This is a genomic window from Micromonospora sp. NPDC049171, assembly GCF_040648275.1.
Classification (GTDB): domain Bacteria; phylum Actinomycetota; class Actinomycetes; order Mycobacteriales; family Micromonosporaceae; genus Micromonospora.
In genome coordinates, this window is the sequence record NZ_JBEZDJ010000016.1 from 125317 (window position 1) to 150966 (window position 25650).

The following is a 25650-nucleotide window of genomic DNA, read 5'->3' on the forward strand; positions in this document are numbered from 1 at the left end:
CCGCACCGGTCAGCCCGGTGGCGCCCCGGGCCCGCCGGTCAGCCCTGGGGTGCGGGACCGGCCGACCGCGCACCCGGGCCGGCCGGCGGGGCGGGCCGCAACCGACGCGGACCGTACTCGCGCAGCAGGGTCTGCACCATGCCGGCGGCGGGGATGGCCAGCAGCGCGCCGAGCAGGCCGGCCAGCTCCGCCGCGAGCAGCACGCTGACCAGCACGGTCAGCGGATTGAGTCGGACCGCCCGGGACAGGATGAGCGGCTGGAGCAGGTGGTTCTCCACCTGCTGGTAGACCACGAAGAAGACGAGCACCACCACCCCGGCGGTGGGGGAGTGCAGGAAGCCGGCCCCGGTCGCGATCACCGCGCCGAGGGTGGCGCCGACAAGCGGTATCAGGTCGGCCACCGCCACCAACAGGGCGATCACGGCCGCGAACGGCACCCCGGTGACGACCAGCACCACGAAGGTCAACACCCCGCAGATCACGCTGATCACCAGGTTGCCGGTGAGGTAGCCGGTGACGGTGCGCGACACCTCCCGGCCCACCCGACGCAGCCGCTCACCCTGACCGTCCCCGGCCACCGCGAGCAGGCCGCGGGTGATCCGCGGTGCCTCCAGGACCATGAGGTACGCCAGCACGATGACCGTGACCAGCCCGGCGACCGTCTCGACGACGCCGCGCAGCACGCCCACAGCGGGTTGCCGCAGCCGGGTGCCGAGGTCACGGAGCTGCTCGGAGTGTTCGCTGACGTAGCGGCGCACGCCGGTGCGCTCCAGCAGTTGCCCCAGCGGGCCCCGGCCGGCGCGGGCGTCGTGCAACAACCCCGGTGCCCGGTCGGCGAACCGGCCCACCTCCCCGAACAGCGGCGCCAGGATGAGCGCGGCCAGGATCGCCAGCAGCACGAACACGACGAGGAACACCAGCAGCGTGGCCAGCGACCGCCGCCGCACGAGACGGCGTTGCAGCCGGTCCACGAGGGGCTTGAGCGCGACGGCGAAGAACGCCGCGACCACGGCCCAGACCAGCACCCGGCGGGTCGCGTACACGAAGGCCAGCGCGAACGCGGTGGCCAGCACCAGACCGATCACGATCAGGGTGCGGCGGGCTGTCACCCGGTTGTCGGCGTTGCTCATTCGCCGCGCCTTCCCCGCACTCGTCGTCGAAAACCCGGCATTGCGGACGCGGCGACCGCGTCACCCACCCGGCCGATTCGCTCAGCGACGCCCCGGGTGTGCCGTTCCACGCCGGCCAAGGCGACGAGGGGCCGAAGTCGCTCAGCCGTCCGCGTCGGTGAGCGGGTGGGCACCGGCCACGAACGTGTCGAGCGCAGCGGCGTGCAGCAGCCCGCCCGGCACCGGGTCGCGCAGCGCGGCCACCGCCAGCTTCCCGACCGGCAGCCCGCCGGGCCGGGACGTCGCGGCCAACACCAGGTTGCCGTAGCGGCGACCGCGCAGCATCCGCCGGTCGCCGAGCACGCACACGTCGGCGAAGACGGCCCGCACCGTGGCCACCTGCACCCGGGTGGCGACCAGGGGAGGCAGGTCCGTGACGTTGACCAGGAACATCCCGTCCGGGCGCAGGGCACGGGCCACCTCGGCGGCGAACTCGACGGTACGGACGTGCCGGGGCATCCGGGCCGCCCGGTAGATGTCGGCGATGACCAGGTCGCAGGAACCGGCCGGGGTGGCGGCGAGGGCGTCCCGGGCGTCGGCGATCTCCACCCGCACCTGCGGCGGCAGCGGCGGCAACTCCCGGGCGACCAGCTCGACCACCGCCGGGTCCCGCTCGACGACCCGTTGCGGGGAGCCGGGCCGGGTGGCGGCCAGCCAGCGGGGCAGCGTCAACGCCCCACCACCCAGGTGCAGAACGCTCAGCGGTACGCCCGCCGGTGCGGCCGAATCCACCGCCGAGGCGATCCGCCGGACGTACTCGAAGTGCAGGTGCCGGGGGTCCTCGACATCCACGTACGACTGCTCGACGCCGGCGGACAGCAGCGTCCGCCCGGTCCGCCGGACCGGATCGGCGACCAGCTCCAGCCGGTCGGCGGCGCGGTTCATGCCCGGCACGCTAGCTCAGGCCCACCCGCCAGCCGGCGCGCGGCCGGCACGACCGACGGGCCGGCGGAGCGGAACCACCCGCGTCCACCGGCCCGGCACAGCCGTCGCGGCCGGTCAGCCGCCGGCCATCCCGGCTCCCACCTCGTCGATCGCGTCGTCGATCCGGTGGGCGAGGTCCACGTCGAGCGCGGTCACCCCGTCGGCCTGGCTGGTCCGTACGGTCAGCACGGCGGCGGTGTCCCCCGGACGTCCGATGCTCGGGCCGCGCCCGGTGTCCTGGCGCATCCGGTCGAGCCGGTCGAGCACCCGGTCCAGGTTGTCCGGAGGCAGCGCGACCACCCGGTAGAGGCCCTGACCGTCGCCGGTCCAGTAGGGCAGGTCGTCGAGCGCCGCCTCGATCGCGTCCGGGTCCAGGGTGGGTGTGGTGGTGGAGGCGCCCACCAGGCCACCGCCGGCCTCCGGCGGGTTGAGCAGGTCCCGCAACCCGTCGGGTACGTGCAACGACTCGACCAGGTCGCCGTCCTGTGCGGCGAGCGCGGCGATCGTCGCCTCCGCCTGGTATCGGGCCTGCTCGGGGGTGTTGCCGCTGATCCGGCCCACCTCGGCCAGGAAGCCGGGCAGGTCACGGTGCCGCTCGATGCCGTCGACGGGCAGCACGTCGTGCAGCGAGTTCGGGACCGCGGCGAGCAGTCGTTGCCGCTCGGCGGCCTCCAGGGCGAAGGCGAGGACCAGCACTGTCGCTTCGGTGCCGACCTTGGCCGTCTTGAAGTCGACCCCGGCCCGACGCCCTACCTCGTCGACCAGCTCGTGGTAGCCCATGGGGCGTACCCCGGCCGTGCCGCTCGGCGGGGACGGTTGCGGCCTCGGATTGTCGGCGCTGCCGACCTGCGGTGGTGCCGGCCCGCCGCGCGTACTGTCCGGCTTGTGCGGCCCGGCCGGCGGTGGGCCGGCCCGCTTGCCCTGGTCGAGGCTCGTGAGCTGCTTGGAGGCGCTCAGGCTGGCACCGAACTCGCTGGGCTGGCGATTCTGTTCGCGGGCCTGCCGGGCCAGCGCCCGACGCCGCTGGTTGTCGCCCTCCATCTGCTTGCGCATGGTGGCACCCCTTCCGCTGGGGATCGTGGCTGTGCCAGTCGCCTTCCCGCCGCCGCGGGAGCCGAAACGGCCGCCACCGGGCCGGCTCGGCCCGGTGTCCGCGACGCTTCATCCGGCGGGGGTGAGGGGTGCTCACCCACCCGGCCCGCATGCTCGGGTCAGGACCGAAGTTCTTCCGAGGTACGCGGAAGGAAGGTCGTCATGAAGCAGATCGTCGAGATCGTCCCCGCCCGACGCGGCTGGTACGCCCGCTGGCAGCTCACGCCGGAACTCACCAGGTGTTACCCGGTGAGCCTGTGGGCGCTGCTGGAGGAGGCCGACGGGACCGGCCGTGAGGTCATCGGGATGGACTGCATCGGCCAGTGGCCCGGCGCGGACGACAACGAGGCGGGTGGGCAGTTCGTCCGTTACCTGTATCAGACGCCCGATTCGGGGGAGCCCGAGGACGTCGATCCGGCCCCGACCGGCGAGCTGCGCGAGGACGGGCCCCGACTCCAGCCGATGACGACACCCTAGACATTCCTCCGGCCCCCGACCCCAGGTCCCAGGGTCGGGGGCCACCCCGCCTGGGCGAGACCCGAACGGTCGTCACCACAGCCGGCCGCTCTTTGCCGGGAAGGCCCTTGCGCCGGCGCACGCTGGTGCCCGGCGATGTGCTCCTCAAGCCCGAGACGTGATCGCACCAGCAGACCCGCGTCCCGCAGGCGCCGGACGAACTGCTCGACATTTTCGTACGTCGGCGCTTCCCATGCCTCGGCGCCGATGACGATTCGGCCCGAGTCCGTCACGGGGAAGGGCACGTACCCGTCGACGAGCGAGGATGCGGGATGCGGCCGAAGCACGGTGCCGAGCGTGAGCCGGATCCCGAGGAACTCGGCGTTCGCGGGGACCGGCGCCGTGGTGGCCCTGGTCTCCGGCCCGCGCAGGCTGGCGAGGAGTTGCCCCCGCATCCGCGTGAGGATCAGTTGGCTGCACGTGCGCGCCGCGGATGTCATCGTCGACTCGGCGTCGCTGCCGGTGCGCCACACCCGATCGACGATGCTCGCGTCCGTCTCGGTGGCACGGTGCTCGAAGCGCAAGCGTGGGCCCCCCTCAGACGACGCGCGACAAGTGTCCCCTGCCGAATCGTCGGGCGACGGGGCGGGCAGCGGGTCAGCCGATGGCGCGCAGGTCGTCGGTGGCGTGCTCCACGGTCAGCAACTCGGTCAGGCCGGTGCGGTCCAGCATCCGTTGCAGGTGCGGGGCGGCCCCGGTCAGCCGGATCGCCCCGGCGGCGCGGTGCACCACCAACAGCGCGCTGAGCCCGGACGAGTCGCAGAGGCTGACGCCGGTCAGGTCGATCAGCACCTGCTGGTCGTCGCGCAGGTCGGCGGCCACGGCGATCAGCTCGGGCGCGGAGGCGTAGTCGAGCTCGCCGGTCAGCCGCAGTCGGACGTGCCCGGCATCGAGCCGGATTGTCTCGATGGTCAACAGCTGGTCGGACATCCCACCATGGTCCCAGCCGGACGGAGGAACGCAAATCGGGGGCCGACGCCGCCTCCGCCGGCCCCGCTCAGGCGCTGGTGACGGTGCCTCGTCTGCTGCGCTGGGATGCCGCTTGCCGGGTACCGGCGTAGGCTGGCCGCAGAGTTTTGACCATAGACGCCGGTTCCGGTATGGGTTCGGGTGGATGACAAGGAGTGAGGCTCAGCTGGTGACTGCTTCCGACGTCAGGGACTGCGACCCGGGCGACGGACGGCTCTCCACGCCGAGCACACCCCGGTCTACGGCGTGGTCCGCCGACCGGTCGCCCCACCCCGGTGCGGCCCCGTTGCCTCGTTCCGGCGCGGCAGAGCCGCCGATGGACCTCGCGCGCGATGCGGCCGCGCCCGACTGGTTCGAGGTCATCGAGCACCTCCGTGAGGGCCTGGTGGTCTGCGACGCCGACGGCGTCGTGTGGCACGTCAGTCCGGTGGCCGAGCGGCTGCTGCCCGGCGTGCGACCCGGCGAGCTGCTCAGCGCCGCCGGTGTGCCCGGCCTGAGCGCGGGCAACCCCGGCGGCTTCACCTATCGTGGGCGTCGACTGACCGGCCGCCCGGTGGCGCTCTCCGACGGCCGCTGCTGCTGGTACGTCCAGGACGTCACCGACAGCGTCCGCCGCGCCGACGCGCTGCTCGCCGAGCGGGCCCGCTCGACCTTCCTGGCCGTGGTCGGTGACAAGCTGGGCAACCCGCTGCACCCCGACCGGGCCGCCGCGGCGATCGTCCGACTCGCCGTACCGACCCTGGCCGAGGTGGCCGTGCTGGTCCTCGCACCGCGTGCCGGTCGGGCCCGCTGGTGGCGGGCCACGCGCACCGACGACGAGCCACCGTCGGTGGACCACGGGGTGCTGCCCGGCGGCGAGCTGCCCGGCGCCGTCGCCGACGGGCTGACCGGGGTCGAGCCGCACGCGGTGGACTGGCTGGTCGAGCAGGCGGTCGACGCCGGCTGGCTGCCCGAGTCCGCCGAGATCGGCACCGCCGCACGGGTCGTCCCGCTGCCGGGCCGGGACGCACCGGTCGGTGTGCTGCTTGTCGCCCGTCGCGCCCCCGGCTCGTACGACGAGGACGACGTGGAGCTGGTCCGCGCGTTCGCGGCCCGCGCCGGCGCGGCGCTGACGACAGCTCTGCTCTACCGCGACCAGACCGAGGTGGCCGACACCCTCCAGGCCAGCCTGTTGCCGGTCGAGCCGGCCGAAGCCGCGGGCGTGCAGTGGGGCACCGCGTACCGGCCCGCGCAGGCGGGACTGCGCATCGGGGGTGACTTCTACGGCTCGCACCGGCTCGCCGACGGTGGCTCGGTGTTCTTCCTCGGCGACGTCTCGGGCAAGGGGGTCGAGGCGGCCGTCTTCACCGGCCAGTTGCGCCAGTGCCTTCAGGCGCTGCACCGGCTGGAGTCGCACCCCGGGCGGTTGCTGCGGCTGCTCAACGACGCGTTGCTGGAGACGACCCAGGCGCACGGCCAAGGCCGCTTCGCCACCATCGTGCTCGGCGTGGCCCGTCCACAGCGCGACGGCGGCCTCACCCTCACCATGGCCGGCGGTGGGCATCTGCCACCGCTGGTGCTGCGCGCCTCCGGCGCGGTGGAGTCGGTGCCGCTGCGCGGCATGCTGATCGGCGTCGTGTCGGACCCGCGCGTCGGCGAGGTGACCGTACGGCTGGCACCGGGGGAGACCTGCCTGCTCTACAGCGACGGGGTGACCGAGGCCCGCGGTGGCCGGCGCGGCGACGAGCAGTTCGGCACCGAACGGCTGGTCGCCGCCGTGACCGACTGTCAACGGATGCCGGCCCCAGCCCTGGCCGAGCGGGTCGAGCAGGTCACCTGCGACTGGTTGGCGCAGGGCGACCACGACGACATCGCGGTGCTGGCGCTGCGGGCGACCGGCCCGGGTGGCCGCGCGTCGCGGCACCTGCACTCGGTGCCCGCCCCAGGCGGCGCCGACCAGCGCGGCGAGGTCGACTCGCCCGCCACCCCGACCGCCATCGACCCGGGCGACGCGTGACCGCCGCCCCGGCCCGCGGCCACCAGCGCGGCGAGGTCGCCCCGACCGCCATCGAGCCGAGCGACGCGTACCTCGGCTACCTGGACCACCTCGCCGACGCCGACGAGGACGCCGCGATCGACCTGGCGATCGGCCTGCTCGACGCGGGCGTACCGGCGGAGCGGGTGCTGCTCGACCTGGTCGCGCCCGCCCAGGCCGAGGTGGGCGAGCGGTGGGCGCGCAACGAGTGGAGCGTCGCGCAGGAGCACGCGGCCACCCACATCAGCGAACGGGTGGTGGCGGCGGTGGCCGCGCACGTCAACCCGCGCCCGACCGGCGGCCGGGTCGTGGTCGCGTGCATGGACGGCGAGTGGCACGCGCTGCCGCCCCGGCTGGTGGCCGAGGTGCTGCGGTTGCGCGGCTGGCAGGTGACGTTCCTGGGTGCCAGCGTGCCCGCGGCGCACCTCGTGTCGTACCTGCACCGTTACGACGCGCACGCCGTCGCGTTGGCGTGCGCGCTGCCGATGCGCCTGCCGTACGCCCACCGCATGATCGAGGCCTGCCGCCGCTCGGACGTGCCGGTGGTGGTCGGTGGGCGCGGGTTCGGCACGGACGGCCGGTGGGCGCGTCGGCTCGGCGTGGCCTGGGCGCCGGACGCGCCCTCGGCGGCCGAGCTGATCGCCGACGAGCGGGCGTTGCGGGGGGTGCCGCCGGCGCGGTTGTCCCACCTGGCCGACGACGAGTACGCCAGCCTGGTGCGGCGTCGTGCCGAGCTGATCGACAGCGCGTTGGCCGACCTGCGGGAGCGGGTGCCGGTGGCGCGCACGTACACCGCCAGCCAGCTCGACTCCACGGTCAGCGACCTGGGTCACGTCGTGGATTTCCTGGCCGCGGCGGTCTACGTCGACGACGCCTCGTTGTTCACCGAGTTCGTCGAGTGGCTGTCGGAGATCCTGCGCAGTCGGGGTGTGCCCGCGGGGGCCGTGGCCCGCCCCCTGGAGCACTACGCCGTCGCGCTGCGCGACTTTCCCCGGGCGGGGCGCGTGTTGTCCGTGGGGCTCGCCGCGCTGTCCGACGCCGGCCGCTGAGCGTCCATCCGTCGATGCCGGTGTCGATCACCGCGCCCTGCGGTTCGCGGGGCGACCCTGCGTATACTTGCCGCACCGCAAATGTCCCACCCGTGGGTGGAGCGAGGGGGAGAACGGTGACGTTCAGCGTCAGCTACGTCGAAAGCGACGGCGGTGGCGCCTGCCTGCGTCTGGCGGGCGAGCTGGACATGAGCACGGCCCCCCAGCTGACCGCCGCGATCGACAGCCTCACGGCCGACGGCGAGTCCCGGGTGCTGCTCGACCTCACCGACCTCACGTTCTGCGATTCCACCGGGATGGCAGTGTTCGTCCGGGGGGACAATCGGGCGGCGGCCGACGGCGGCTGGCTTCGGCTCGTCGGTGCCAACGGCCGCGTCGACCGGGTGTTGCGGATGACCGGCCTGGCCGACGTGTTGCGCTACGAACCGGAATCGGTCGACCCCGCGTCCCGCAGCGCCTCCTGATGGGCTAGATTTCCCCGCCAACGCGGTGACCGTCAGGTCCCGTCCCCGCCGACCCGAAGCAGGTAGTGATGGGCGTAGACAGCCCGCAGCCGGTACGCATCCTGGTGGTCGACGACGACCCGGGCGACGTCCTGATGATCGAGGAGGCGTTGGCGGATTCCGACGTCGAGAAGGTCATCGACGTGGTCAGCGACGGCGAGGAGGCGATGGAGTTCCTGCGCGCCGAGGGCCGCCACGAGCACGCCCGCCGGCCGGACGTGATCCTGCTGGACCTGAACATGCCGAGGATGGACGGCCGGCAGGTGCTCGGCGCGGTCAAGCAGGACGAGGACCTGCGGACCATCCCGATCGTGGTGCTGACCACCTCCAACGCCGACACCGACATCGTCGGCAGCTACACGCTGCAGGCCAACGCGTACGTCACCAAGCCGATCGACCTGGACGACTTCAACGACGTGGTCCGTCGCATCGACGAGTTCTTCGGCCGGGTGGTCGTGCTACCCAAGCGCGCCTGACGCGAGCCCTCGCACGCGCATGCTGAACATTTTCCCCGAACCTCCTCGGCCGTCGCGGTCGCGGCCGAGGATCCAGGTGGGGAAGTAACAGCAGCTGCCTGGGGGGCGACAGTATGAAATTCTCCGTCGTTGAGTCCGGTTACGACACGCGGCAGGTGGATTCGTGCCTGGACGAGTTGGGGATCCGGCTGTCCCGGCTCGCGGCGCGTGCCGAGGGTGCCGCCGAAGCCTCCCGTGAGTGGGACGAGATCCGGCAGGAGGCGGCCTGGCTCAGCGGGCTCCTGCAACGGCTCGACCTCGGCGACACCGCCGGCACCCGGCACCTCGGCGACACCGCCGGCACCCGGCACCCCGACGACGACGTGCGGCGCGAGGCCGCCGAGATCCTGGCCCAGGCCCGTGCCGAGCTGGACGGGGCCCGCGCGGAGGCGAGACTGGTGCGGGAGCGGGCGTACGAGGGGGCCGTGCAGGCCCGCCGTGACTTCGAGGCGGCGCTGTACCTCCGGCGGCGGCGCGAGGCCCGGGTGGACGAGATCCTCGCTCAGGTGACGCCGGATCAGGTGCCCGCCGACACCCCGACCGCCGCTGCCGGCGTACCGGGGAGCCGGGTGTCGGCCGGCGGGCTGGATCCGGGCGCGGAGCCGCCATCCGGCCGGCGCTGAGAAAACGAGCCTCAGGTGAGCGCCGCCGCGACGGTGGCCGCCCGATCCTCGTGCTGGGCGTACGCGTCGGGGTAGGCGGAGATCTGTACGGCCTGGGCGGCGGCGGTGACGCTCATGTCCTGCCAGCCCGGGATCTCGTTCAGGGCGCTGTAGAAGGCCCGCGCGGCGTACGACGGGCGCATCAGTTCGGCCACCGTGCCCCAGCCGCTGCTGGGCCGCTGCTGGAACAACCCGAGCGAGTCGTGGTCGGAGCCGCTGCCCTGGTTCGGGTAGTCGGCCGACTCGGGGAGGACGTCGCTGGCCAGGTTGTAGAGGTTGCTCTCCTGCATGGCGGTGGCCAGCGCCACCACCAGGGCGCGGCGCGGCATCTTCATGCCCAGCCCGACGTCCACGATGATCTTCGCGTTGTCCATCTGTGCCTGGTCGAGGCCGGCGACCGGTCGGGGTCGGCGGGGCTTGACCGGCTTCTTGGGCGCCTTGCGGGCGACGGTCGGCGCGGGGGTGGGCGTCGCCGTCGGGCTGGGGAGGATCCGCGTGGGGGCGAGGTCACGGTCCAGCGAGCGGGAGGCGCGTTCGTCGGCGATGGCGGCCCGGTCGGCCACCGCCTCGGCGAGGGGCTCCACCGTGCGGGGCGTGTCGTCATCGTTGCCCCGGGCGGTGGCGACCGCGACGAGGCTGAGGCAGCAGGTGACACCGGTGGCCAGGGCCACCCGGACCGGGGTCGAGCCCAGCAGGGAACGCCGGGGCGGTTCGGGGACGCGGTGACGGCCAATCGTCCGTTCGGTTGATGCGGCGTCGCCGGAAGGGGTGGTCGGGCGCGCGTCGGTCAGCTTCTGGTCGGTGGGGTCGTCGGGATGCACCTGACGAGGCTAGAGAAGCGACCGCCCGATGCCATCGGCCCTTACGGTGGCATGCGCCACAATTTGCCCCGATCGTGGCGACTTCAAGCACCAAAAGTGGAGTAGAGCCACAACCCTCGCGGATCGGGCCAGACGGTTATTCCCGATTTGCCGGTCGGTTGTGGTCGGGTACTCACACCTGCCGTCGATAATCCAGCCGCGCCCGCCGGATCCACCGATTGCCCGATGTCGAGTCCACCGAAAGGTCAGCACCGCCTCACGCAGTCGCATGATCGTGCTCGATCCTGGAAAGAGGGGCCTCAACGACGAACGATGCCACTACAACCAGGACAACGCGGTTGCGTTAGGTGGAACGGCTGTTCGTCAACCAGCACTGCCTCGCCGATCATGGAGTTGGGGTGGGTAACAGAACGCCCGTGAACCCCCAAAGTCGGCACCACAACTCCATGATCGCCAAGCCGGGCCCAACCCGCTCCCTAACGCAACGGCGTTGACAACCAGGATCGAGCACGATCATGCGACAGGGCGGCCGAGTGAGGCCGGGGCGTCGGCGAGCGGCGGATCTCAGTGTCGGCCGTTCTCCGCCGGTGTGACAGTCAGTCGATGCCGGCTGGCGTCGCCGCTGGAGAACGGCCAGAGCCGGTCGGCGTACTCGACCAGGTCGGCCAGTTGATCTCGGCTCAGGCCGGCCGAGGAGATCGAGGCGTGCACGTCGGCCCGGTACAGGCCGTCGTCGTCGCGCCCCAGCTTCGCCTCCGCCCGTACCTGCACGGTGTGCGCCTCGTCGGTGATCTCCCCGGCCGCCTCCACCGCCGCGTGGTGCAGGCAGGACGCGAAGGCGGCGGCCAGCAACTGCTCTGGTCTCAACCCCGTGCAGTGCGCCGCCAGCGGCGAGGCCAGCGGGGTGGAGAGCCCTCCGTCGTCGGTGCGTACGTGACCGCCCTCGGCGGTCGCTGTGGCCTCACGCAGCCAGGAACTCTGATCCGGCATCGCGTTCTCCCGTCGCTCACCGGCTCGGCTACCCGGCCGCCGCCCGCCGAAACGCCGTTGAGCCCACGTCAGCGCCCGGAGGCCCCGTTCGGCTCGTCGAGCATGGCCACCGCCTCGGTCACCTCGGCCGCCGCCCGTTCGGTCCACGGCGACGTCGAGGTCGGCCGGCGGGGCGCCGGGATCGTCATCGGGACGTACACCCGGGCGTCCACGGCCTCGGCCAGAAGCAGTGCCGCGACCATGCTGGTCGGGCGCTGGTCGGGATCGTCGGCCAGGCAGGAGTGACACAACTCGGCCACCTCCGGCGGGAGCCCGTCGATCTCGGGCAGCGGGCTCGGCGGCTGCTCACGGCGTACGCCGAGCAGTTCGGTGGTGGTGGCCGCGTGGTACGGCAGGCGGGCGGTGAGGCAGTAGTAGAGCAGCACGCCGAGGGCGTACATGTCGGCGGCGGGGGTGGCCGGCGCCCGCTGCAACTGCTCGGGCGCCAGGTAGGCCGGGGTGCCCAGCACCATGCCGGTCGGGGTCGGATCGGGTGCGCCGGCGGGGACGGCGATGCCGAAGTCGAGCACCTTCACACCCGACGGGGTGAGCATGACGTTCGCGGGTTTGACGTCGCGGTGCACGATGCCCTCGGCGTGCGCGGCGGCCAGCGCCGCGGCGACCTCCGCGCAGACCCGCACCGAGATCCGCCAGTCCAGTGGCCCGGCCCGCAGGTGCGCGGCGAGCGTCTCGCCCTCGGCCAACTCCATCACGATGTAGGGCACCGCCCGACCGGGCCAGGTCGAGGCGGTGCCGAAGTCGTGCACGCTCGCCACGTTCGGGTGCACCAGGCGGGCGGCCGACCGCGCCTCAGCGCGGATCCGGTCCACCGGGCCGCCCTGGCTGTGCCGGCCGTCCTGGTCGTCCTGACCGGGCAGGATGAGCTTCACCGCGACCGGCCGGTCCAGCACCTGGTCGTGCGCCCGCCACACCTCGGACATGCCACCCACGCCGATGCGCTGCTCGAGCTGGTACCGCCCGTCCAGTGTGCGCATCGACCACTCCTCGCCCTCGTTCCGCCGACGGCGGGTGCTCCGGTCGCGGTACCCGACCGCCAAGCTGGGCAAACCGACAGCGCACCGGCCCGGCGCACCTCGCTGCGGCGCGACGGCGGGTGCGGTAGCTTGCGAGCCAGAGCCGGTGTCACCGATTGTGCCGGCACGGTCACCCGGGGGGACGCCGCGATGAGCGAGGTCACCGTACGCTTCGTCGGCGGGCCCGCGGACGGCCTGGTCCGGCTGCTGCCGGCCGGGTCGGACGGCACCCCACCCCAGCGGTGGATCATGCGGCACCCGGACGGCACCGGTCCGGTGCAGCCCGGCCCCGACCACCTCTACGAACGCGACAGGCCCGACGAGGCGGGCGGTTGGAGCATGCGGTTCGTGCGCACCGACGCGTCCGGGGTGTCCGAGTGACCACGAGGCGGGGCTGACCGGTGGTGACGCCGGCGTCGCGTCGGGCCGGCCACACAGCTGGCACACAGCTCCCACAGGGCCGTGGCACAGACGTCGCGGCCACGATGGGGGCCATGGTCACCAACGGGCAGGTCGCGCCGAGCCGGATCGAGTTGCGTCGCCCCGACGGCGAACCCGTCCGGGTGCTGGTCGTCGACGACGAGGCGACGCTCGCCGACCTGCTGTCGATGGCGTTGCGCTACGAGGGCTGGCAGGTCCGAAGCGCCGGCAACGGCATGGCGGCGTTGAGCGCCGCCCGACAGTTCCAGCCGGACGCCGTGGTGCTCGACGTGATGCTGCCCGACCTGGACGGCTTCCAGGTGCTGCGCCGGCTGCGCGAGCACGCCCCGACCGTCCCGGTGCTCTTCCTGACCGCCCGGGACGCCGTCGAGGAGCGCATCGCCGGCCTGACCGTCGGCGGCGACGACTACGTGACAAAGCCGTTCAGCCTGGAGGAGGTGATCGCCCGGCTGCGCGCGCTGCTGCGCCGCTCCGGCTTCGCCGTCGCCGCCCGGGAGGACGCGGTCCTCACCGTCGGTGACCTCAGTCTCGACGAGGACAGCCACGAGGTACGCCGCGACGGCCACCTGGTCACCCTCACCGCTACCGAGTTCGAGCTGCTGCGCTACCTGATGCGCAACCCGCGCCGGGTGCTCAGCAAGGCGCAGATCCTCGACCGGGTGTGGCACTACGACTTCGGCGGCCAGGCCAACGTGGTGGAGCTGTACATCTCGTACCTGCGCAAAAAGATCGACGCCGGTCGGGCGCCGATGATCCACACGCTGCGCGGTGCGGGCTATGTCCTCAAACCCGCCGAGTAGCCGCCGTCCGCTGCGCGCCGCCCGCCGCTGGCTGGCCGGCCGCTCGCTGCGTACCCGACTGGTGTTTGCCCTGGTCGCGCTGCTGGCGGTGGTCAGCGTCGCCATCGGTGGCCTCACCACAGTGGCGTTGCGGCACGTCCTGATCGACCGGGTCGACGCCGAGTTGGCGCCCGCGACGGTCATGCGGGGTGACCGTCCGGGGCGGCCGGCCTTCCCGGGCAGCGGACCGGCCGTCCCACCCGGTTCGCCGTCCGGCACTGTGGTCGCCGAGATCACCGACGGTCGGGTGACGAGCGCACGGACGCTGACCAAGAGCCCGTCCAGCGACGATCCGTTCCCCGACGAACAGACCGTTCCCGTCGCGGAGGTCGCCACCCTGGCGGACCTGCCGGTCGACGTCGAACCGCGCACCGTCGACCTGGGCGCCCGCGGCGACTACCGGGCCGTGGCCCGGCAGTACTGGGACGGCAGGGTACGCGTCGTCGCCGTCCCCCTCGCCGGCGTGCGGGAGACCGTCCGGCGGCAACTCGCCGCCCAGGCCGGGGTGGCCGCCGTCGGGCTGCTCATCGCGGGTGCCGCTGGCGCGCTGATCGTGCGGGCCACGCTGCGCCCGCTGCACCGGGTGGCCGCCACCGCCACCCGGGTCACCGAGCTGCCCCTGGATCGCGGCGAGGTGGCGCTCGCCGTCCGGGTCCCGGCCGTGGACACCGATCCGCGTACCGAGGTCGGCCAGGTCGGCGCGGCGCTGAACCGGATGCTGGGCCACGTCGCCGACGCGCTGTCCGCGCGGCAGGCCAGCGAGACTCGGGTACGCCAGTTCGTCGCCGACGCCAGCCACGAGCTGCGCACGCCCCTCGCGGCGATCCGCGGCTACGCGGAGCTGGCCCGCCGTGGCCGCGACGAGGTGCCCGCCGACGTGGCGCACGCGCTGCGTCGGGTGGAGTCGGAAAGCACCCGGATGACAAGCCTCGTCGACGATTTGCTGCTGCTGGCGCGGCTGGACTCCGGTCGGCCGCTAGCGGCGGACCCGGTCGACCTGACCGCCCTGGTGGTGGACGCGGTCAGCGACGCGCACGTCGCCGGCCCGGACCACCGCTGGCAGCTCGAACTGCCCGACGTGGCGATCTGGGTGCCCGGCGACGCCGCCCGGTTGCATCAGGTGGTGGCGAACCTGCTGACCAATGCCCGGGTGCACACCCCGCCCGGCAGCACTGTCGTCACCACGCTGGCCGTCGACCAGGACAGCGCCGTGCTCTCCGTGGCCGACGACGGCCCGGGGGTGCCGGTGGAGCTGCAACCGGAGATGTTCGAGCGGTTCGCCCGGGGTGACAGCTCTCGGTCCCGTGCCCATGGCAGCACCGGCCTCGGCCTCGCGATCGTCGCGGCGGTCGTCGAGGCCCACCACGGCACTGTCGGCGTCGACAGCCGTCCGGGTCGGACACTGTTCAGCGTCCGGTTGCCGAATCCCACAGCTGAGGCATAGGCAGCGCACGGCGTCGCGCCAGCCCGGCCATCGAGGCTGGCCGCATGGATACGACAGAGACCCTGCAGACACCCCCCGCACCCGAGCCACCGACTGCCACACGCCCCGACGAGCACTCGCCGCCGCCGCGCTCCGCGCCGGCCTGGGCCCGGCCCGCGTTGGTGGTCCTGCTGCTCGCCACCGCCCTGCTCTACCTCTGGGGCCTGGGTGCCTCCGGGTGGGCGAACTCCTTCTACGCGGCGGCCGTGCAGGCCGGCTCGGTGAGCTGGAAGGCGTTCCTCTACGGCTCGTCGGACGCCGCCAACTCCATCACCGTCGACAAGACACCCGCGTCGCTGTGGCTGATGGCCCTGTCCGTCCGCGTCTTCGGGCTGAACAGCTGGGCGATGCTCATCCCGCAGGCGCTCTGCGGCGTCGCCTCGGTGGGCGTGCTCCACGCGACAGTCAAACGCTGGTACGGGCCGGCCGCCGGGTTGATCGCCGGAGCAGTCCTCGCCGTCACCCCGGTGGCGACGCTGATGTTCCGGTTCAACAACCCCGACGCGCTGCTCGTGCTGCTGTTGGTCGCCGCCGCGTACGCCACCGTGCGCGCTCTGGAGTCGGCCAGCACCCGGTGGATCGTGCTGGCCGGCGCGCTTGTCGGGTTCGGCTTCCTCACCAAGATGCTCCAGGCGTTCCTGGTGGTGCCGGTCTTCGCCGGGGTCTACCTGCTGGCCGCGCCGACCGGGCTGTGGCGGCGGGTCCGGCAACTGCTGCTGGCCGGTCTGGCAGTGGTGGTCGCCGCCGGCTGGTGGGTCGCGCTCGTCGAACTGGTTCCGGCCAGCGCCCGCCCGTACATCGGCGGATCGCAGGGCAACAGCATCCTGGAACTCACCCTCGGCTACAACGGCCTCGGCCGGATCACCGGCGAGGAGGTGGGCAGCGTCGGCGGCGGCGCGCGGCCGGGCGGCGGTGGTGGCGGCCCGTTCTCGGGTCAGACCGGCCTGCTGCGGATGTTCGGCGGCGAGGTCGGTGGCCAGATCTCCTGGCTGCTGCCGGCCGCGCTGATCCTGCTGGTCGCCGGCCTCGTGCTGGCCGGTCGCGCCCCCCGCACCGACCGCACCCGGGCCGGTCTGCTGCTCTGGGGCGGTTGGCTGCTGGTCACCGGTCTGATCTTCAGCTTCATGTCCGGGATCTTCCACGCCTACTACACGGTGGCGCTCGCCCCGGCGGTCGGCGCGCTGGTCGGCATCGGTGTGACAGTGCTCTGGCCGCAGCGCCACCCGCTGCCGACAACCGCTGACTCCCTGGCGGGCGACTCGCGCTGGCAGCGGTGGCGTCCGCTGGTGGCCACCGTGACGCTCGCCGGCACCCTCGCGGTCACCGTGTGGTGGGCGTGGGTGCTGCTGGGGCGCAGCTCCGACTGGTACCCGTGGCTGCGGACCACCGTGCTCGTCGCCGGCCTCATCGGCGCGGTGCTGCTCCTGCTGGCCACCCGGCTGCCTCGCCGGTTGGTGCCGGTGGTGCTCGGGCTTGGCGCGGCGGTGGCGCTGGCCGGCCCGGTGGCGTACGCGGCGCAGACCGCCGCGACTCCGCACACCGGGGCGATCCCGAGCGCCGGCCCGTTCGTGGCGGCCGGGCGCGGCGGCTTCCCCGCTGGGCGATCGCCCGCCGGCATGGAGTTCCCCGGTGGCGGCCAGTTCCCGGGCGGCGGCCGGTTCCCCGGCGGCGGTCAGAACGGTGGCGGCCAGTTCCCGGGCGGTGGCCAGTTCCCCGGCTTCCCCGGCGGTGGCCGTGACGGTGGCCAGGCGCCCGGTGGCCAGGCGCCCGGTGGGCAGGGTCGCTCGGCCGGCGGCGGGATGGGCGGGCTGCTCGACGCCCGCGAACCCAGCGCCGCGTTGCGCGAGTTGCTGGAGCGCGACAGCGCCGACTACGCGTGGGTGGCAGCCACCGTCGGCTCCAACAACGCCTCCGGCTACCAGCTCGCCACCGGGGATCCGGTGATGCCGATCGGCGGGTTCAACGGCAGTGACCCGTCGCCGACACTCGCGCAGTTCCAGCGTTACGTCGCCGATCACCAGATCCACTACTTCATCGGTGGCGGTGGCTTCCGGGCCAACGGCGGCAGCTCCGCCTCCGGCGAGATCGCCGCCTGGGTCGCGGAGACGTTCACGGCGCAGACCGTCGACGGTGTCACCGTCTACGACCTGAGCAGCGGCACGGAGGCGTCGTGACCGCGCTGAGCGGCCCCCGGGCCGCAGTACACGCCGGTGCCGCCGCCCAGGCCGGACCCGCCGCCGGTGCGGTGTTGGACGTGGTGATCCCGGTCTACAACGAGGAGACCGACCTCGGGCCGTGCGTACGGCGGCTGCACGCCCACCTGCGCGAGCACTTCCCGTACCCGTTCCGGATCACGATCGCCGACAACGCCAGCATCGACGACACCCTGAAGGTGGCCGACGGCCTCGCCGGTGAGCTGCCCGGCGTCGAGGTGCTGCACCTGGACGCCAAGGGGCGGGGGAGGGCGCTGTCCGCCGCCTGGTCCGCGTCGTCCGCGCCGGTGCTGGCGTACATGGACGTGGATCTGTCCACCGACCTGGCGGCGCTGTTGCCGCTTGTCGCGCCGCTCATCTCCGGCCACTCCGACCTGGCCATCGGCACGCGGCTGGCGCGTACCTCCCGGGTGGTGCGTGGCGCCAAGCGGGAGGTGATCTCCCGGGCCTACAACCTGCTGCTGCGGGGAGCGTTGGCGGCCCGGTTCTCCGACGCGCAGTGCGGGTTCAAGGCGATCCGCGCGGACGTGGCCGCGGAGCTGCTTCCCCTGGTGCGCGACACCGGCTGGTTCTTCGACACCGAGTTGCTGGTGCTCGCCCAGCGGGCCGGGTTGCGGATCCACGAGGTGCCGGTGGACTGGGTCGACGACCCGGACAGCCGCGTGGACATCGTCGCCACCGCCCTCGCCGACCTGCGCGGCGTGGGTCGGCTGGGCCGGGCACTGGTGACCGGCGCGCTGCCGCTGACCGACCTACGCGCGCAGCTTGGCCGGGCGCCGCTGACCGGGCCGCGGGCCCGATCCGGCCCGGCCACGCCGCCGGGACAGGTGCCGGTCGGGTTGCCCCGGCAACTGGTCCGGTTCGCGGCGGTCGGGGTCGCCAGCACGCTGGCGTACCTGGTGTTGTTCGTGGCCACCCGGGGCGCCCTCGGCGCGCAACCGGCGAACCTGCTGGCGCTGCTGCTGACGGCGGTGGCGAACACGGCCGCGAACCGGCGGTTGACGTTCGGCATCAGCGGACGCCGGCACGCCGGCCGGCATCACCTGCAGGGGTTGCTGGCCTTCGCGCTCGGCCTGGCGTTGACCAGCGGCTCGCTGGCCGTGCTGCACGCCGCCGACGCCGTACCCGCCCGGCCGGTGGAGCTGGCCGTGCTGGTGGCCGCGAACCTGGCCGCCACAGTGCTGCGCTTCGTGCTGCTGCGCCTCGGCATGCACCACCGAAGAAGTTGAGCCACCGAAGGGGCTGAGGCACCGGCGGTCAGCGGCCCAGCACCTCGGCGAGGACCTCGACGACGCGTCGCGTGTGGCGTCCGTCGGGGTCCTCGTCGGTGTTCAGGTCGGTCACGCTCATCCCGAGCAGCCGGTCGGCGCGGGCCAGTGGGGTGACGAGCGCGATCAGGTCCGCCCAGCGGGGCCCGTCCGGCTCCGGGTAGGTCACCGCCGGCAGATCGCGCGGGTCCACCACGTCCAGGTCGAGGTGCAGCCACGCCGGGCCGTCCCCGTCGGCGGCCAGGCCCGCCCCGACCGCCCCCGCGCCGCGGCGCAGCAGCTCCTCGGCGGGCACCTGGTGGATCGCCGGGTCGATCCGGGCCGCTTCGACAGTGCTGCTCTCGTCGGTGGGCGGGCGGTGCCCGAGCAGGTGTACGCGCCTCGGGTCGAGCAACGCGCCGCCGGAGGAGAGGGCGGCGGGGCCGTGCCCGGTGACCACCGCGAGGTCCATGTCGGCGGCCTCGCCGGTCGGTGAGGTCGCGCCGTCGAGGAAGTCCGGATGGGCGTCGACGAACCACAGCACGGTCGCCGCGGGCAGGGCCGGGCAGATGCCGGGCAGGATCGCGCAGTCCCCGCCGAGCACCAGCGGTCGGCGGCCGTCGGCGAGCACCGCGGCGACCCGTGCGGTGATGGCCGCGCCCGCTCGGCGCAGGCCGGCGGCACCGATCACCCCGCTCGCCGGATCGCGGACCGGGTCGCGCAACCACGCCTCGTCGACCCGCCCGCCGTCGTCGGCGGCGAGCGCGTCCAGCAGGCCCGCCCGGCGCAGCGCGTCGGGCGCCCGTTGCTCGCCGCGCCCGGCTCCGGAGGAGTCCAACGGCGCGTCCACCACCACCCAGCGCACGTCCGCAGCGTACCGGCGGGGTCGGTCTCCGGGTCGCATTCTGTGGCGAGGCTGGGAGTCCACGAATGTGCCCGCGACGCGGATGGCGATCAGCGTACGGTGAGGGACAAGTCCGGCTATCTAGGTCAAAAGCCTCATTGGTGTACGCCTGGGACCGGGGTCAGGACGGGCGAGGGCAAGGAGCGATCGGTGAGACATCTGGCCTACCTGGACGCGGGATCCGGCAGCCTGATCGTGCAGGCGGTCGTCGGCGGGGTGGCCGGCGCCGCGGTCGCCGCGAAGCTCTACTGGCGACGCCTGGTCGACCGGTTCCGCCGCCAACCGACCGACCAGCGGTGAGCGGGCCGGTCCCGACGATGGCGATCTCACCCACCGAGGTACGACCCGAGCCGGCCTCCTTCCGCGACCCGGCCAACCGCGTCTTCCACGTCGGCGACGAGGTACTGCGCGGGCTGGACCCCCGGGCCGCCGAGCACTGGCGTGCCCTGGCCGGCAGCACGTTCTTCCCGGCCCTGGTCGCCGCGCGCAAGGTCTGCGCCACCGAGGACGCCCCGTCGACGCTGGTGCCCGCCACGACCGGAGCCGGGTGGGCGGCCGTGCTGCGCCACGAGCGCATCCCGTTCGTCTCCCACCCGTACGAGTGGTCGTTCAGCATGCTGCGCGACGCCGCCCTGCTGCACCTGGAGATCCTGCGCGCCGCGCTCACCGACGGCTTCACCACCAAGGACGGCTCGGCGTACAACCTGCAGTGGCGTGGCGCCGAGCCGGTCTTCATCGACATCGGCTCCTTCGAGCCGGCCCGCGACGGCGAGCCGTGGGCCGGCTACCGGCAGTTCTGCCAAACCGTGCTCTATCCGCTGATGCTCACCGCCCACCTGGGCGTCGACTTCCAACCGTGGCTGCGCGCCCGGGTCGACGGCATCGAGGCCGACGAACTCCGACCGCTGTTCGGCGGGGTCCGCCGGCTGCGCCCCGGCGTGCTGACCCACCTGCACCTGCACGGCGCCATGCAGCAACGCAACGCCGCCGCCAGCACCACGGACGTCCGCGACCAACTGCGGGCCGCCGGCTTCTCCCCGCAGCTGCTGCTGGCCACCGTACGCGGCATGCAGAAACTGGTCCGCAAGCTGGACCACCGCCCGGCCGAGAGCCACTGGTCGGACTACCAGCGCACCTGCGGCTACTCGGCCCGGGACCGGGTGGCGAAGGAGCAGTTCGTCGCCACTGCGGTGGCCGCCGGCACCCGCCCCCGCCTGGTGCTCGACCTCGGCGCCAACGACGGCCGGTACTCCCGCCTGGCCGTCGGGCACGCCGACTACGTGGTCGCCGTCGAGCAGGACCCGGCCGTGGTCGACGAGCTGTACCGCACACTGCGCGCCGAGGGCCAGCGCCGGATCCTGCCGCTGGTGCTGGACCTGGCCGACCCGTCGCCCGGCGGAGGCTGGCGGGGCGTCGAGCGGGCCGGCTTCGCCGAACGGGCCTGCGCCGACGTGGTGCTCGCCCTGGCTGTGGTGCACCACCTGGCGATCGGGCGCAACGTGCCGCTGCCGGAGGTCGTCGACTGGCTGGCCGGGCTGACCGTGCCCGGCGGGGCGCTGGTGGCGGAGTTCGTCGGGCCGGAGGACCCGATGGCGGACCGGCTGCTGGCCAACAAGCCCGCCGGCCTCTTCCCGGACTACCGGCGCGACACCTTCGAGGCGTTGCTCGCCGCCCGGGGCCGGATCACCGACCGACTGGAACTGCCCTCGGGCACCCGCACGCTCTACCGGACGGTGATGGGTGGCTGAACCGCAGCGGGACCGGGGCTGGCGGGGCGAGCTGGGCCGGCTGCTGGAAATTGTCGCGCTGGTCGGGCTGGTCGTCACCCAGCCACTGCTGGACGTGCTCGGACGCAGCCCCGACTTCTTCCTCTTCCACCGCGCCGACCCGGCCCAGATCCTGCTGCTGGCCGCCCTGGTGGCGGTGCTGCCCACGATCGCGGTGGCCCTGCTCGGCGCGCTCAGTCGACTGGCCGGCCGGACCGCCCGCGCCCACACCCACACCGGGCTGGTCGGGCTGCTGCTCGCCGCCCTCGCCGTACAGGTGGGCCGACACGTGACGCCGCTTCGGGGCGTACCCCTGCTGTTGGTGGCTCTGGTGCTCGGTGCCGGCGGCGCGGTCGCACACCGGCGGTGGCGGGCGCCGCGCCGGGCGCTGCGACTGGCCGCCGCCGGGCCGGTGGCGTTCGTGGCGCTGTTCCTGCTCGTCTCACCCACCTCGGCGGTGGTGCTGCCGCGCGGCGACGGCGGCGCGGCCGGCACCGCGCAGGGCGCCGGCGTGCACCCGCCGGTGGTCATGCTGATCCTCGACGAGCTGCCGCTGGTCAGCCTGCTCGGTGCCGACGGGCGGATCGACGCGACGAGGTACCCGCACTTCGCCGAGTTGGCCGGCGCCTCGACCTGGTACCGCAACGCCACCGGGGTCAGCGGCTGGACACCCAACGCGCTGCCCGCGATGCTCACCGGCCGCTATCCGGCGCGGCAGGTCGCCCCGCACTACTCGCAGTACCCGGACAACATCTTCACCGCCTTCGGCGGCCTCTACGACATCCGCGCCGAGGAGACCATCACCCGGCTGTGCCCGCCCAGCCGCTGCGAACAACCTGTCGCCCCCGAACAGGGGCTCGGCGTGTTGGTCCGGGAGACCGGCAAGCTGCTCGGTCGGGTCGCCGGGCCGACGGAGAGCGCTGTCGACCCGGAGGACTCCTACCGTGAGCAGACCCGGGCCGAGGCCGGTCTGGACGCCGCCGAGCCGGTGCCGGCCGACCCGAAGTTCCGCTGGGACAGCCTGGACGACAACCAACCGGCCCGGTTCACCCGCTTCCTCGCCGGGCTGAAGCCGACGACCCGGCCCACCCTGCACTTCCTGCACCTGCTGATGCCGCACTCACCGTGGACGTACCTGCCGTCCGGGGCACGCTACGACGCCCCCGAGGACCTGCCCAACGACGGCGCCGGGTGGATCGACCTGGCCCGGCAACGCCACCTCGCCCAACTCGGCTACACCGACCGGCTGATCGGCGAGACGCTGCGCACGCTGCGCGCCAGCGGCCTCTACGACCAGGCGCTCGTCGTGGTGACCGCCGACCACGGGGTGAGCTTCCGTCCTGGGGCGCAGGGCCGGGGCCTGGACGCGATCAAGGCCGCCGCCGGTGAGGTCGCCTGGGTGCCGATGTTCGTCAAGGAGCCCCGGCAGCAGACCGGCCGGGTGGACGACCGCAACTGGGAACACGTCGACCTGCTGCCGACCGTGGCCGACGAGGCCAACATCCGGCTGCCCTGGCGGGTCGACGGGCGTTCCGCCCGGCAGGCCCCCCGCACCGACGGTACGAAACACTTCTACGACCGCCCCGGCGAACCTGTCACCTTCCCCGGTGGGGTGCCCGCCGCACCGCCACCGTCGACGCCGCATCCTCTGGTCGGCACCGAGGTGCGCGCCGGCCCGGCCGGAGGCGTCGCCCGGGTGGCCGACCTGGCCGCGTTCACGGCCACCGACCCGGACACCGGCACCCTCCCGGCGCTGGTTTGGGGGGACGTCCCGGACCGGATCCCGGACGGCACACTGCTGGCGGTGGCCGTCAACGGCCGGATCGGCGCCGTCGTACCGGCGGTGCCGGCCGACCCCGGCGGACGCCGGTTCGCCGCGCTGCTCACCGACGACAGGCTGTTCCGCGCCGGCAACAACCAGCTCGACGTCTTCCAGGTCACGACGGACGGTACGCTGCGGCGCCTCGCACTGTCCTGAGTCGGTCTCGGGTACTGGGAAGCGGGGTTTCCCGCTGGCCCGGTCGGGAATCGGGTGACGCATACCTCACCGCCGAACCACGGCGGGCGTTGTCCCCGGAGCCGCAATTACGGTAGAAGCGAAGGCAATTCAACGTAGATCTGCCGGCGAAGCGAGGAACCACATGACGGAAGTCAAGCTCGATCACCCCGGTGGGCAGCTGTCGATGCCGGTGCACCCAGCGGTCGAGGGCCCCGCCGGTATCGGGGTGAGCAAGCTGCTCAAGGAGACCGGGATGACGACGTACGACCCCGGTTTCGTCAACACCGCGGCGGCCTCATCGGCGATCACCTACATCGACGGCGACGCGGGGATCCTGCGTTACCGGGGATACCCGATCGAGCAGCTGGCCGAGAAGTCCTCCTTCCTGGAGGTCTCCTACCTGCTCATCTACGGTGAGCTGCCGACCGAGCAGCAGCTGGCCGAGTTCACCGAGTGGATTCGGCGGCACTCGCTGCTGCACGAGGAGATGCGTCGCTTCTTCGACGGCTTCCCCCGGGACGCCCACCCGATGGCGGTGCTGTCGTCCGCGGTGAGCGCCCTGTCCACCTTCTACCAGGACAGCCTGGACCCGTTCGACTCCGAGCACGTGGAGATCTCCACGGTCCGGCTGATGGCGAAGGTGCCGACCATCGCCTCGTACGCCTACAAGAAGTCCATCGGGCAGCCGCTGCTCTACCCGGACAACTCCCTGGGGTACGTGGACAACCTGCTGCGGATGACGTTCGGCGTGCCGGCGGAGCCGTACGAGGTCGACCCGGTGATGTCGAAGGTGCTGGACATGCTGTTCGTCCTGCACGCCGACCACGAGCAGAACTGCTCCACGTCGACCGTCCGCCTGGTCGGCTCCAGCAACGCCAACCTGTTCGCCTCGGTCTCCGCCGGTGTGAACGCCCTGTTCGGCCCGCTGCACGGCGGTGCCAACCAGGCGGTGCTGGAGATGCTCCAGCAGATCCACGCCGGCGACGGCGACGTCCGCTCCTTCGTCCGCAAGGTCAAGAACAAGGAGGACGGCGTCAAGCTGATGGGCTTCGGCCACCGGGTCTACAAGAACTACGACCCGCGCGCGGCGATCGTCAAGAAGGCCGCGCAGGACGTGCTGGGCCGGATGGCCAAGCCGGACCCGCTGCTGGACATCGCCATGGAGTTGGAGGAGATCGCCCTCGCCGACGACTTCTTCGTCTCCCGTCGCCTCTACCCGAACGTGGACTTCTACACCGGCCTGATCTACAAGGCCATGGGCTTCCCGACGAAGATGTTCACGGTGCTCTTCGCGCTCGGCCGGCTCCCCGGCTGGATCGCCCAGTGGCGCGAGATGATCAGCGACCCGGAGACCAAGATCGGCCGTCCGCGGCAGGTCTACGTCGGTGCCCCCGAGCGGGACTACGTCCCCTTCGCCGAGCGCTGACCGTTCGTCCCCGGCACCACCGCAGGCCGTCGACCCCTCCGGGTCGGCGGCCTGCGGCCTTCCCCGCGACCCCGGTCGACTTGGTCGCCGTCCCGTCGGCGGTCTGGCGCTTGATCGACTCGGTTTTCATGATGTCGCGGTGTCCGGGTGCGGTGGATGGCCCGACTTTCAGGAAGGCGAGCCGATCACGCCGGCAGACACCCCGACTTGCGGGAATCCGAGTCGATCACGGGCCGCGGAGGCCAGGCGGGTGCCGCCGACTCGCTGCGGCTGCACCCGATGGCGGGGCGTCAGAAGGCGGAGATGTCCCGGGCTCGTTCGCTGCGGCTCAGGGCGCTGATCAGCGCGGACTGACCACGACGGCGTACGGCCAGCCGCACCAGCAGGTCACGCACCGGGTCGAAGACCTCCGCGGGGAACTCCGGCGTGGGCACGCCGACGCTCACCGCCAGGTCGTCGGAGTGGACCACGATCTCCAACTGGCGGGTGAGCAGGAACTCACCGCGGCGTAGGGCCCAGCCCTGCCACGGGATCGGCACGACGTCCCGGGCGGCACCGCGCGAGAGCAGGTCGCCGACATCCTCCAGCGACTGAGCGCAACGGGCGTGCAGCTCCGCCGGCCCCCGTACGGCTTCGGCCTCGTCGGGACCCGACGCGACCGACGCCTCGTCCGGAGGACCCTCGGTGACCCAGGCCGCCCGCTCGTAGTGGTCGTCGGCCGACTCCAGGGTGGGCAGGTCCGTCGGCATCGGCAGCAGCTCCGCCGCCCGTACCGCCTGACGCCCCAGGTGACACGCCAGGCCCCCCACGGACAGGTGGGGCAGCGCGCTCGGGTCCGACCAGCGCGCGGTCACCTCCGGGCGTCGGATCAGCTCCAGAGCGATCGAGGCGGCGATCGGAAAGGCGGCATCCAGGGCGTCGACAGAACGAGACATCCGCACATTCTGCCAGGCGCCGACCGGTCGGGCTGACGGCCGCAACGGGCGGGGCTGGCGGGCGCGACCCTCCGGCCCAACGGCCGCGCCCGGCCGGGTC

Annotated in this window: 25 protein-coding genes; 15 read left to right on the top strand and 10 right to left on the bottom strand. The window is 73.2% G+C overall.

Translation table 11 applies throughout. The annotated features are described in order from the left end of the window. Positions 1-38 precede the first annotated feature (38 nt). From AB0B14_RS21080 to AB0B14_RS21090, 3 genes are all read right to left on the bottom strand, one after another. Positions 39-1130 (bottom strand): AI-2E family transporter, encoded by a 1092-nt coding sequence (locus tag AB0B14_RS21080; protein WP_357080433.1) that lies wholly within the window; start codon positions 1128-1130, stop codon positions 39-41. Positions 1131-1271: 141 nt separating this feature from the next. Then, the gene (locus tag AB0B14_RS21085; protein ID WP_357080430.1) at positions 1272-2054 is read right to left on the bottom strand and encodes a fused MFS/spermidine synthase; all 783 of its coding nucleotides are present in this window, start codon (positions 2052-2054) and stop codon (positions 1272-1274) included. 114 nt (positions 2055-2168) lie between these two features. Further along, positions 2169-3146: a DUF2267 domain-containing protein gene (locus AB0B14_RS21090; protein WP_357080427.1), complete on the bottom strand. Its 978-nt coding sequence runs from the start codon at positions 3144-3146 to the stop codon at positions 2169-2171. Between the two features lie 201 nt (positions 3147-3347). On the opposite strand from AB0B14_RS21090, the gene AB0B14_RS21095 reads away from it, so the two are divergent. Further along, complete coding sequence (locus AB0B14_RS21095; RefSeq protein WP_357080424.1) at positions 3348-3662, top strand: hypothetical protein; 315 nt, start codon at positions 3348-3350, stop codon at positions 3660-3662. Here AB0B14_RS21095 and AB0B14_RS21100 read toward each other — a convergent pair. Together AB0B14_RS21100 and AB0B14_RS21105 are read right to left on the bottom strand one after the other, a co-directional pair. Then, positions 3659-4225, bottom strand: a complete 567-nt coding sequence (locus AB0B14_RS21100; RefSeq protein WP_357523655.1) for a hypothetical protein — start codon at positions 4223-4225, stop codon at positions 3659-3661. The two genes, AB0B14_RS21095 and AB0B14_RS21100, sit on opposite strands and share 4 nt — an antisense overlap. A 73-nt stretch (positions 4226-4298) precedes the next feature. Beyond that, positions 4299-4631, bottom strand: coding sequence for an STAS domain-containing protein (locus AB0B14_RS21105; protein WP_357080418.1), 333 nt, complete (start codon positions 4629-4631; stop codon positions 4299-4301). Between the two features lie 208 nt (positions 4632-4839). On the opposite strand from AB0B14_RS21105, the gene AB0B14_RS21110 reads away from it, so the two are divergent. The 5 genes from AB0B14_RS21110 to AB0B14_RS21130 all read left to right on the top strand — a co-directional run bounded on the left by AB0B14_RS21110 (position 4840) and on the right by AB0B14_RS21130 (position 9374). Further along, positions 4840-6666: a PP2C family protein-serine/threonine phosphatase gene (locus AB0B14_RS21110; RefSeq protein ID WP_357523657.1), complete on the top strand. Its 1827-nt coding sequence runs from the start codon at positions 4840-4842 to the stop codon at positions 6664-6666. Next, complete coding sequence (locus AB0B14_RS21115; protein ID WP_357080412.1) at positions 6663-7733, top strand: cobalamin B12-binding domain-containing protein; 1071 nt, start codon at positions 6663-6665, stop codon at positions 7731-7733. Before AB0B14_RS21110 ends, AB0B14_RS21115 begins: the two co-directional genes overlap by 4 nt. Positions 7734-7849: 116 nt before the next feature. Beyond that, entirely contained in the window at positions 7850-8197 is a 348-nt protein-coding gene (locus tag AB0B14_RS21120) for an STAS domain-containing protein (protein ID WP_357080409.1), read from the top strand. A gap of 68 nt (positions 8198-8265) precedes the next feature. Further along, entirely contained in the window at positions 8266-8712 is a 447-nt protein-coding gene (locus tag AB0B14_RS21125; protein WP_357080406.1) for a response regulator, read from the top strand. Positions 8713-8825: 113 nt separating this feature from the next. Further along, positions 8826-9374 carry an ATPase gene (locus AB0B14_RS21130; RefSeq protein ID WP_357523659.1) on the top strand — a complete coding sequence of 183 codons (549 nt, stop codon included), beginning with the start codon at positions 8826-8828 and terminating at the stop codon, positions 9372-9374. Positions 9375-9385: 11 nt separating this feature from the next. Here AB0B14_RS21130 and AB0B14_RS21135 read toward each other — a convergent pair whose 3' ends face one another. The 3 genes from AB0B14_RS21135 to AB0B14_RS21145 all read right to left on the bottom strand — a co-directional run bounded on the left by AB0B14_RS21135 (position 9386) and on the right by AB0B14_RS21145 (position 12258). Next, the gene (locus AB0B14_RS21135; RefSeq protein WP_357080400.1) at positions 9386-10234 is read right to left on the bottom strand and encodes a hypothetical protein; all 849 of its coding nucleotides are present in this window, start codon (positions 10232-10234) and stop codon (positions 9386-9388) included. A 564-nt stretch (positions 10235-10798) separates the two neighbouring features. Next, entirely contained in the window at positions 10799-11224 is a 426-nt protein-coding gene (locus AB0B14_RS21140) for an OsmC family protein (protein WP_355033508.1), read from the bottom strand. Between the two features lie 68 nt (positions 11225-11292). Then, positions 11293-12258 carry a serine/threonine-protein kinase gene (locus AB0B14_RS21145; protein ID WP_357523661.1) on the bottom strand — a complete coding sequence of 322 codons (966 nt, stop codon included), beginning with the start codon at positions 12256-12258 and terminating at the stop codon, positions 11293-11295. Positions 12259-12447: 189 nt separating this feature from the next. Between AB0B14_RS21145 and AB0B14_RS21150 the strand changes: the two genes are divergently transcribed. From AB0B14_RS21150 to AB0B14_RS21170, 5 genes are all read left to right on the top strand, one after another. Continuing rightward, entirely contained in the window at positions 12448-12678 is a 231-nt protein-coding gene (locus AB0B14_RS21150; protein WP_357523663.1) for a hypothetical protein, read from the top strand. A 113-nt stretch (positions 12679-12791) separates the two neighbouring features. Then, on the top strand, positions 12792-13538 hold the full coding sequence (locus AB0B14_RS21155) for a response regulator transcription factor (RefSeq protein WP_357523665.1): 747 nt from the start codon (positions 12792-12794) through the stop codon (positions 13536-13538). Then, positions 13516-15021, top strand: a complete 1506-nt coding sequence (locus AB0B14_RS21160) for a HAMP domain-containing sensor histidine kinase (protein ID WP_357523667.1) — start codon at positions 13516-13518, stop codon at positions 15019-15021. Before AB0B14_RS21155 ends, AB0B14_RS21160 begins: the two co-directional genes overlap by 23 nt. A gap of 44 nt (positions 15022-15065) precedes the next feature. Next, positions 15066-17234 (top strand): glycosyltransferase family 39 protein, encoded by a 2169-nt coding sequence (locus tag AB0B14_RS21165; RefSeq protein ID WP_357523669.1) that lies wholly within the window; start codon positions 15066-15068, stop codon positions 17232-17234. 71 nt (positions 17235-17305) lie between these two features. Next, entirely contained in the window at positions 17306-18502 is a 1197-nt protein-coding gene (locus tag AB0B14_RS21170; RefSeq protein ID WP_357523731.1) for a dolichyl-phosphate beta-glucosyltransferase, read from the top strand. Between the two features lie 28 nt (positions 18503-18530). Here the strand turns inward: AB0B14_RS21170 and AB0B14_RS21175 are convergent, their stop codons facing one another. Further along, on the bottom strand, positions 18531-19385 hold the full coding sequence (locus AB0B14_RS21175; protein WP_357523671.1) for an arginase family protein: 855 nt from the start codon (positions 19383-19385) through the stop codon (positions 18531-18533). A 189-nt stretch (positions 19386-19574) separates the two neighbouring features. Between AB0B14_RS21175 and AB0B14_RS21180 the strand changes: the two genes are divergently transcribed. The 4 genes from AB0B14_RS21180 (at position 19575) to AB0B14_RS21195 (ending at position 24615) form a co-directional block, all read left to right on the top strand. After that, positions 19575-19724 (top strand): hypothetical protein, encoded by a 150-nt coding sequence (locus AB0B14_RS21180; protein ID WP_179778832.1) that lies wholly within the window; start codon positions 19575-19577, stop codon positions 19722-19724. A gap of 17 nt (positions 19725-19741) precedes the next feature. After that, entirely contained in the window at positions 19742-21172 is a 1431-nt protein-coding gene (locus AB0B14_RS21185; protein ID WP_357523733.1) for a class I SAM-dependent methyltransferase, read from the top strand. Further along, entirely contained in the window at positions 21165-23168 is a 2004-nt protein-coding gene (locus tag AB0B14_RS21190; RefSeq protein WP_357523673.1) for a sulfatase-like hydrolase/transferase, read from the top strand. The genes AB0B14_RS21185 and AB0B14_RS21190 overlap by 8 nt, the downstream gene beginning before the upstream one ends. 163 nt (positions 23169-23331) lie before the next feature. Further along, a complete protein-coding gene (locus AB0B14_RS21195; RefSeq protein ID WP_357080373.1) occupies positions 23332-24615 on the top strand; it encodes a citrate synthase in 1284 nt (427 codons plus the stop codon). A gap of 290 nt (positions 24616-24905) precedes the next feature. On the opposite strand, the gene AB0B14_RS21200 is transcribed toward AB0B14_RS21195, so the two are convergent. Continuing rightward, on the bottom strand, positions 24906-25550 hold the full coding sequence (locus tag AB0B14_RS21200; RefSeq protein WP_357523675.1) for a maleylpyruvate isomerase N-terminal domain-containing protein: 645 nt from the start codon (positions 25548-25550) through the stop codon (positions 24906-24908). Positions 25551-25650: the final 100 nt, after the last annotated feature.

Bases quoted from the DNA above. Each gene is read 5' to 3' on its own strand.
- AB0B14_RS21150 (WP_357523663.1), top strand. From the start codon at position 12,448: ATGAGCGAGGTCACCGTACGCTTCGTCGGCGGGCCCGCGGACGGCCTG.
- AB0B14_RS21195 (WP_357080373.1), top strand. From the start codon at position 23,332: ATGACGGAAGTCAAGCTCGATCACCCCGGTGGGCAGCTGTCGATGCCG.
- AB0B14_RS21185 (WP_357523733.1), top strand. From the start codon at position 19,742: ATGGCGATCTCACCCACCGAGGTACGACCCGAGCCGGCCTCCTTCCGC.
- AB0B14_RS21155 (WP_357523665.1), top strand. From the start codon at position 12,792: ATGGTCACCAACGGGCAGGTCGCGCCGAGCCGGATCGAGTTGCGTCGC.
- AB0B14_RS21085 (WP_357080430.1), bottom strand. From the start codon at position 2,054: ATGAACCGCGCCGCCGACCGGCTGGAGCTGGTCGCCGATCCGGTCCGG.
- AB0B14_RS21105 (WP_357080418.1), bottom strand. From the start codon at position 4,631: ATGTCCGACCAGCTGTTGACCATCGAGACAATCCGGCTCGATGCCGGG.
- AB0B14_RS21130 (WP_357523659.1), top strand. From the start codon at position 8,826: ATGAAATTCTCCGTCGTTGAGTCCGGTTACGACACGCGGCAGGTGGAT.
- AB0B14_RS21140 (WP_355033508.1), bottom strand. From the start codon at position 11,224: ATGCCGGATCAGAGTTCCTGGCTGCGTGAGGCCACAGCGACCGCCGAG.
- AB0B14_RS21125 (WP_357080406.1), top strand. From the start codon at position 8,266: ATGGGCGTAGACAGCCCGCAGCCGGTACGCATCCTGGTGGTCGACGAC.
- AB0B14_RS21165 (WP_357523669.1), top strand. From the start codon at position 15,066: ATGGATACGACAGAGACCCTGCAGACACCCCCCGCACCCGAGCCACCG.
- AB0B14_RS21145 (WP_357523661.1), bottom strand. From the start codon at position 12,258: ATGCGCACACTGGACGGGCGGTACCAGCTCGAGCAGCGCATCGGCGTG.
- AB0B14_RS21200 (WP_357523675.1), bottom strand. From the start codon at position 25,550: ATGTCTCGTTCTGTCGACGCCCTGGATGCCGCCTTTCCGATCGCCGCC.
- AB0B14_RS21090 (WP_357080427.1), bottom strand. From the start codon at position 3,146: ATGCGCAAGCAGATGGAGGGCGACAACCAGCGGCGTCGGGCGCTGGCC.
- AB0B14_RS21095 (WP_357080424.1), top strand. From the start codon at position 3,348: ATGAAGCAGATCGTCGAGATCGTCCCCGCCCGACGCGGCTGGTACGCC.
- AB0B14_RS21160 (WP_357523667.1), top strand. From the start codon at position 13,516: ATGTCCTCAAACCCGCCGAGTAGCCGCCGTCCGCTGCGCGCCGCCCGC.
- AB0B14_RS21080 (WP_357080433.1), bottom strand. From the start codon at position 1,130: ATGAGCAACGCCGACAACCGGGTGACAGCCCGCCGCACCCTGATCGTG.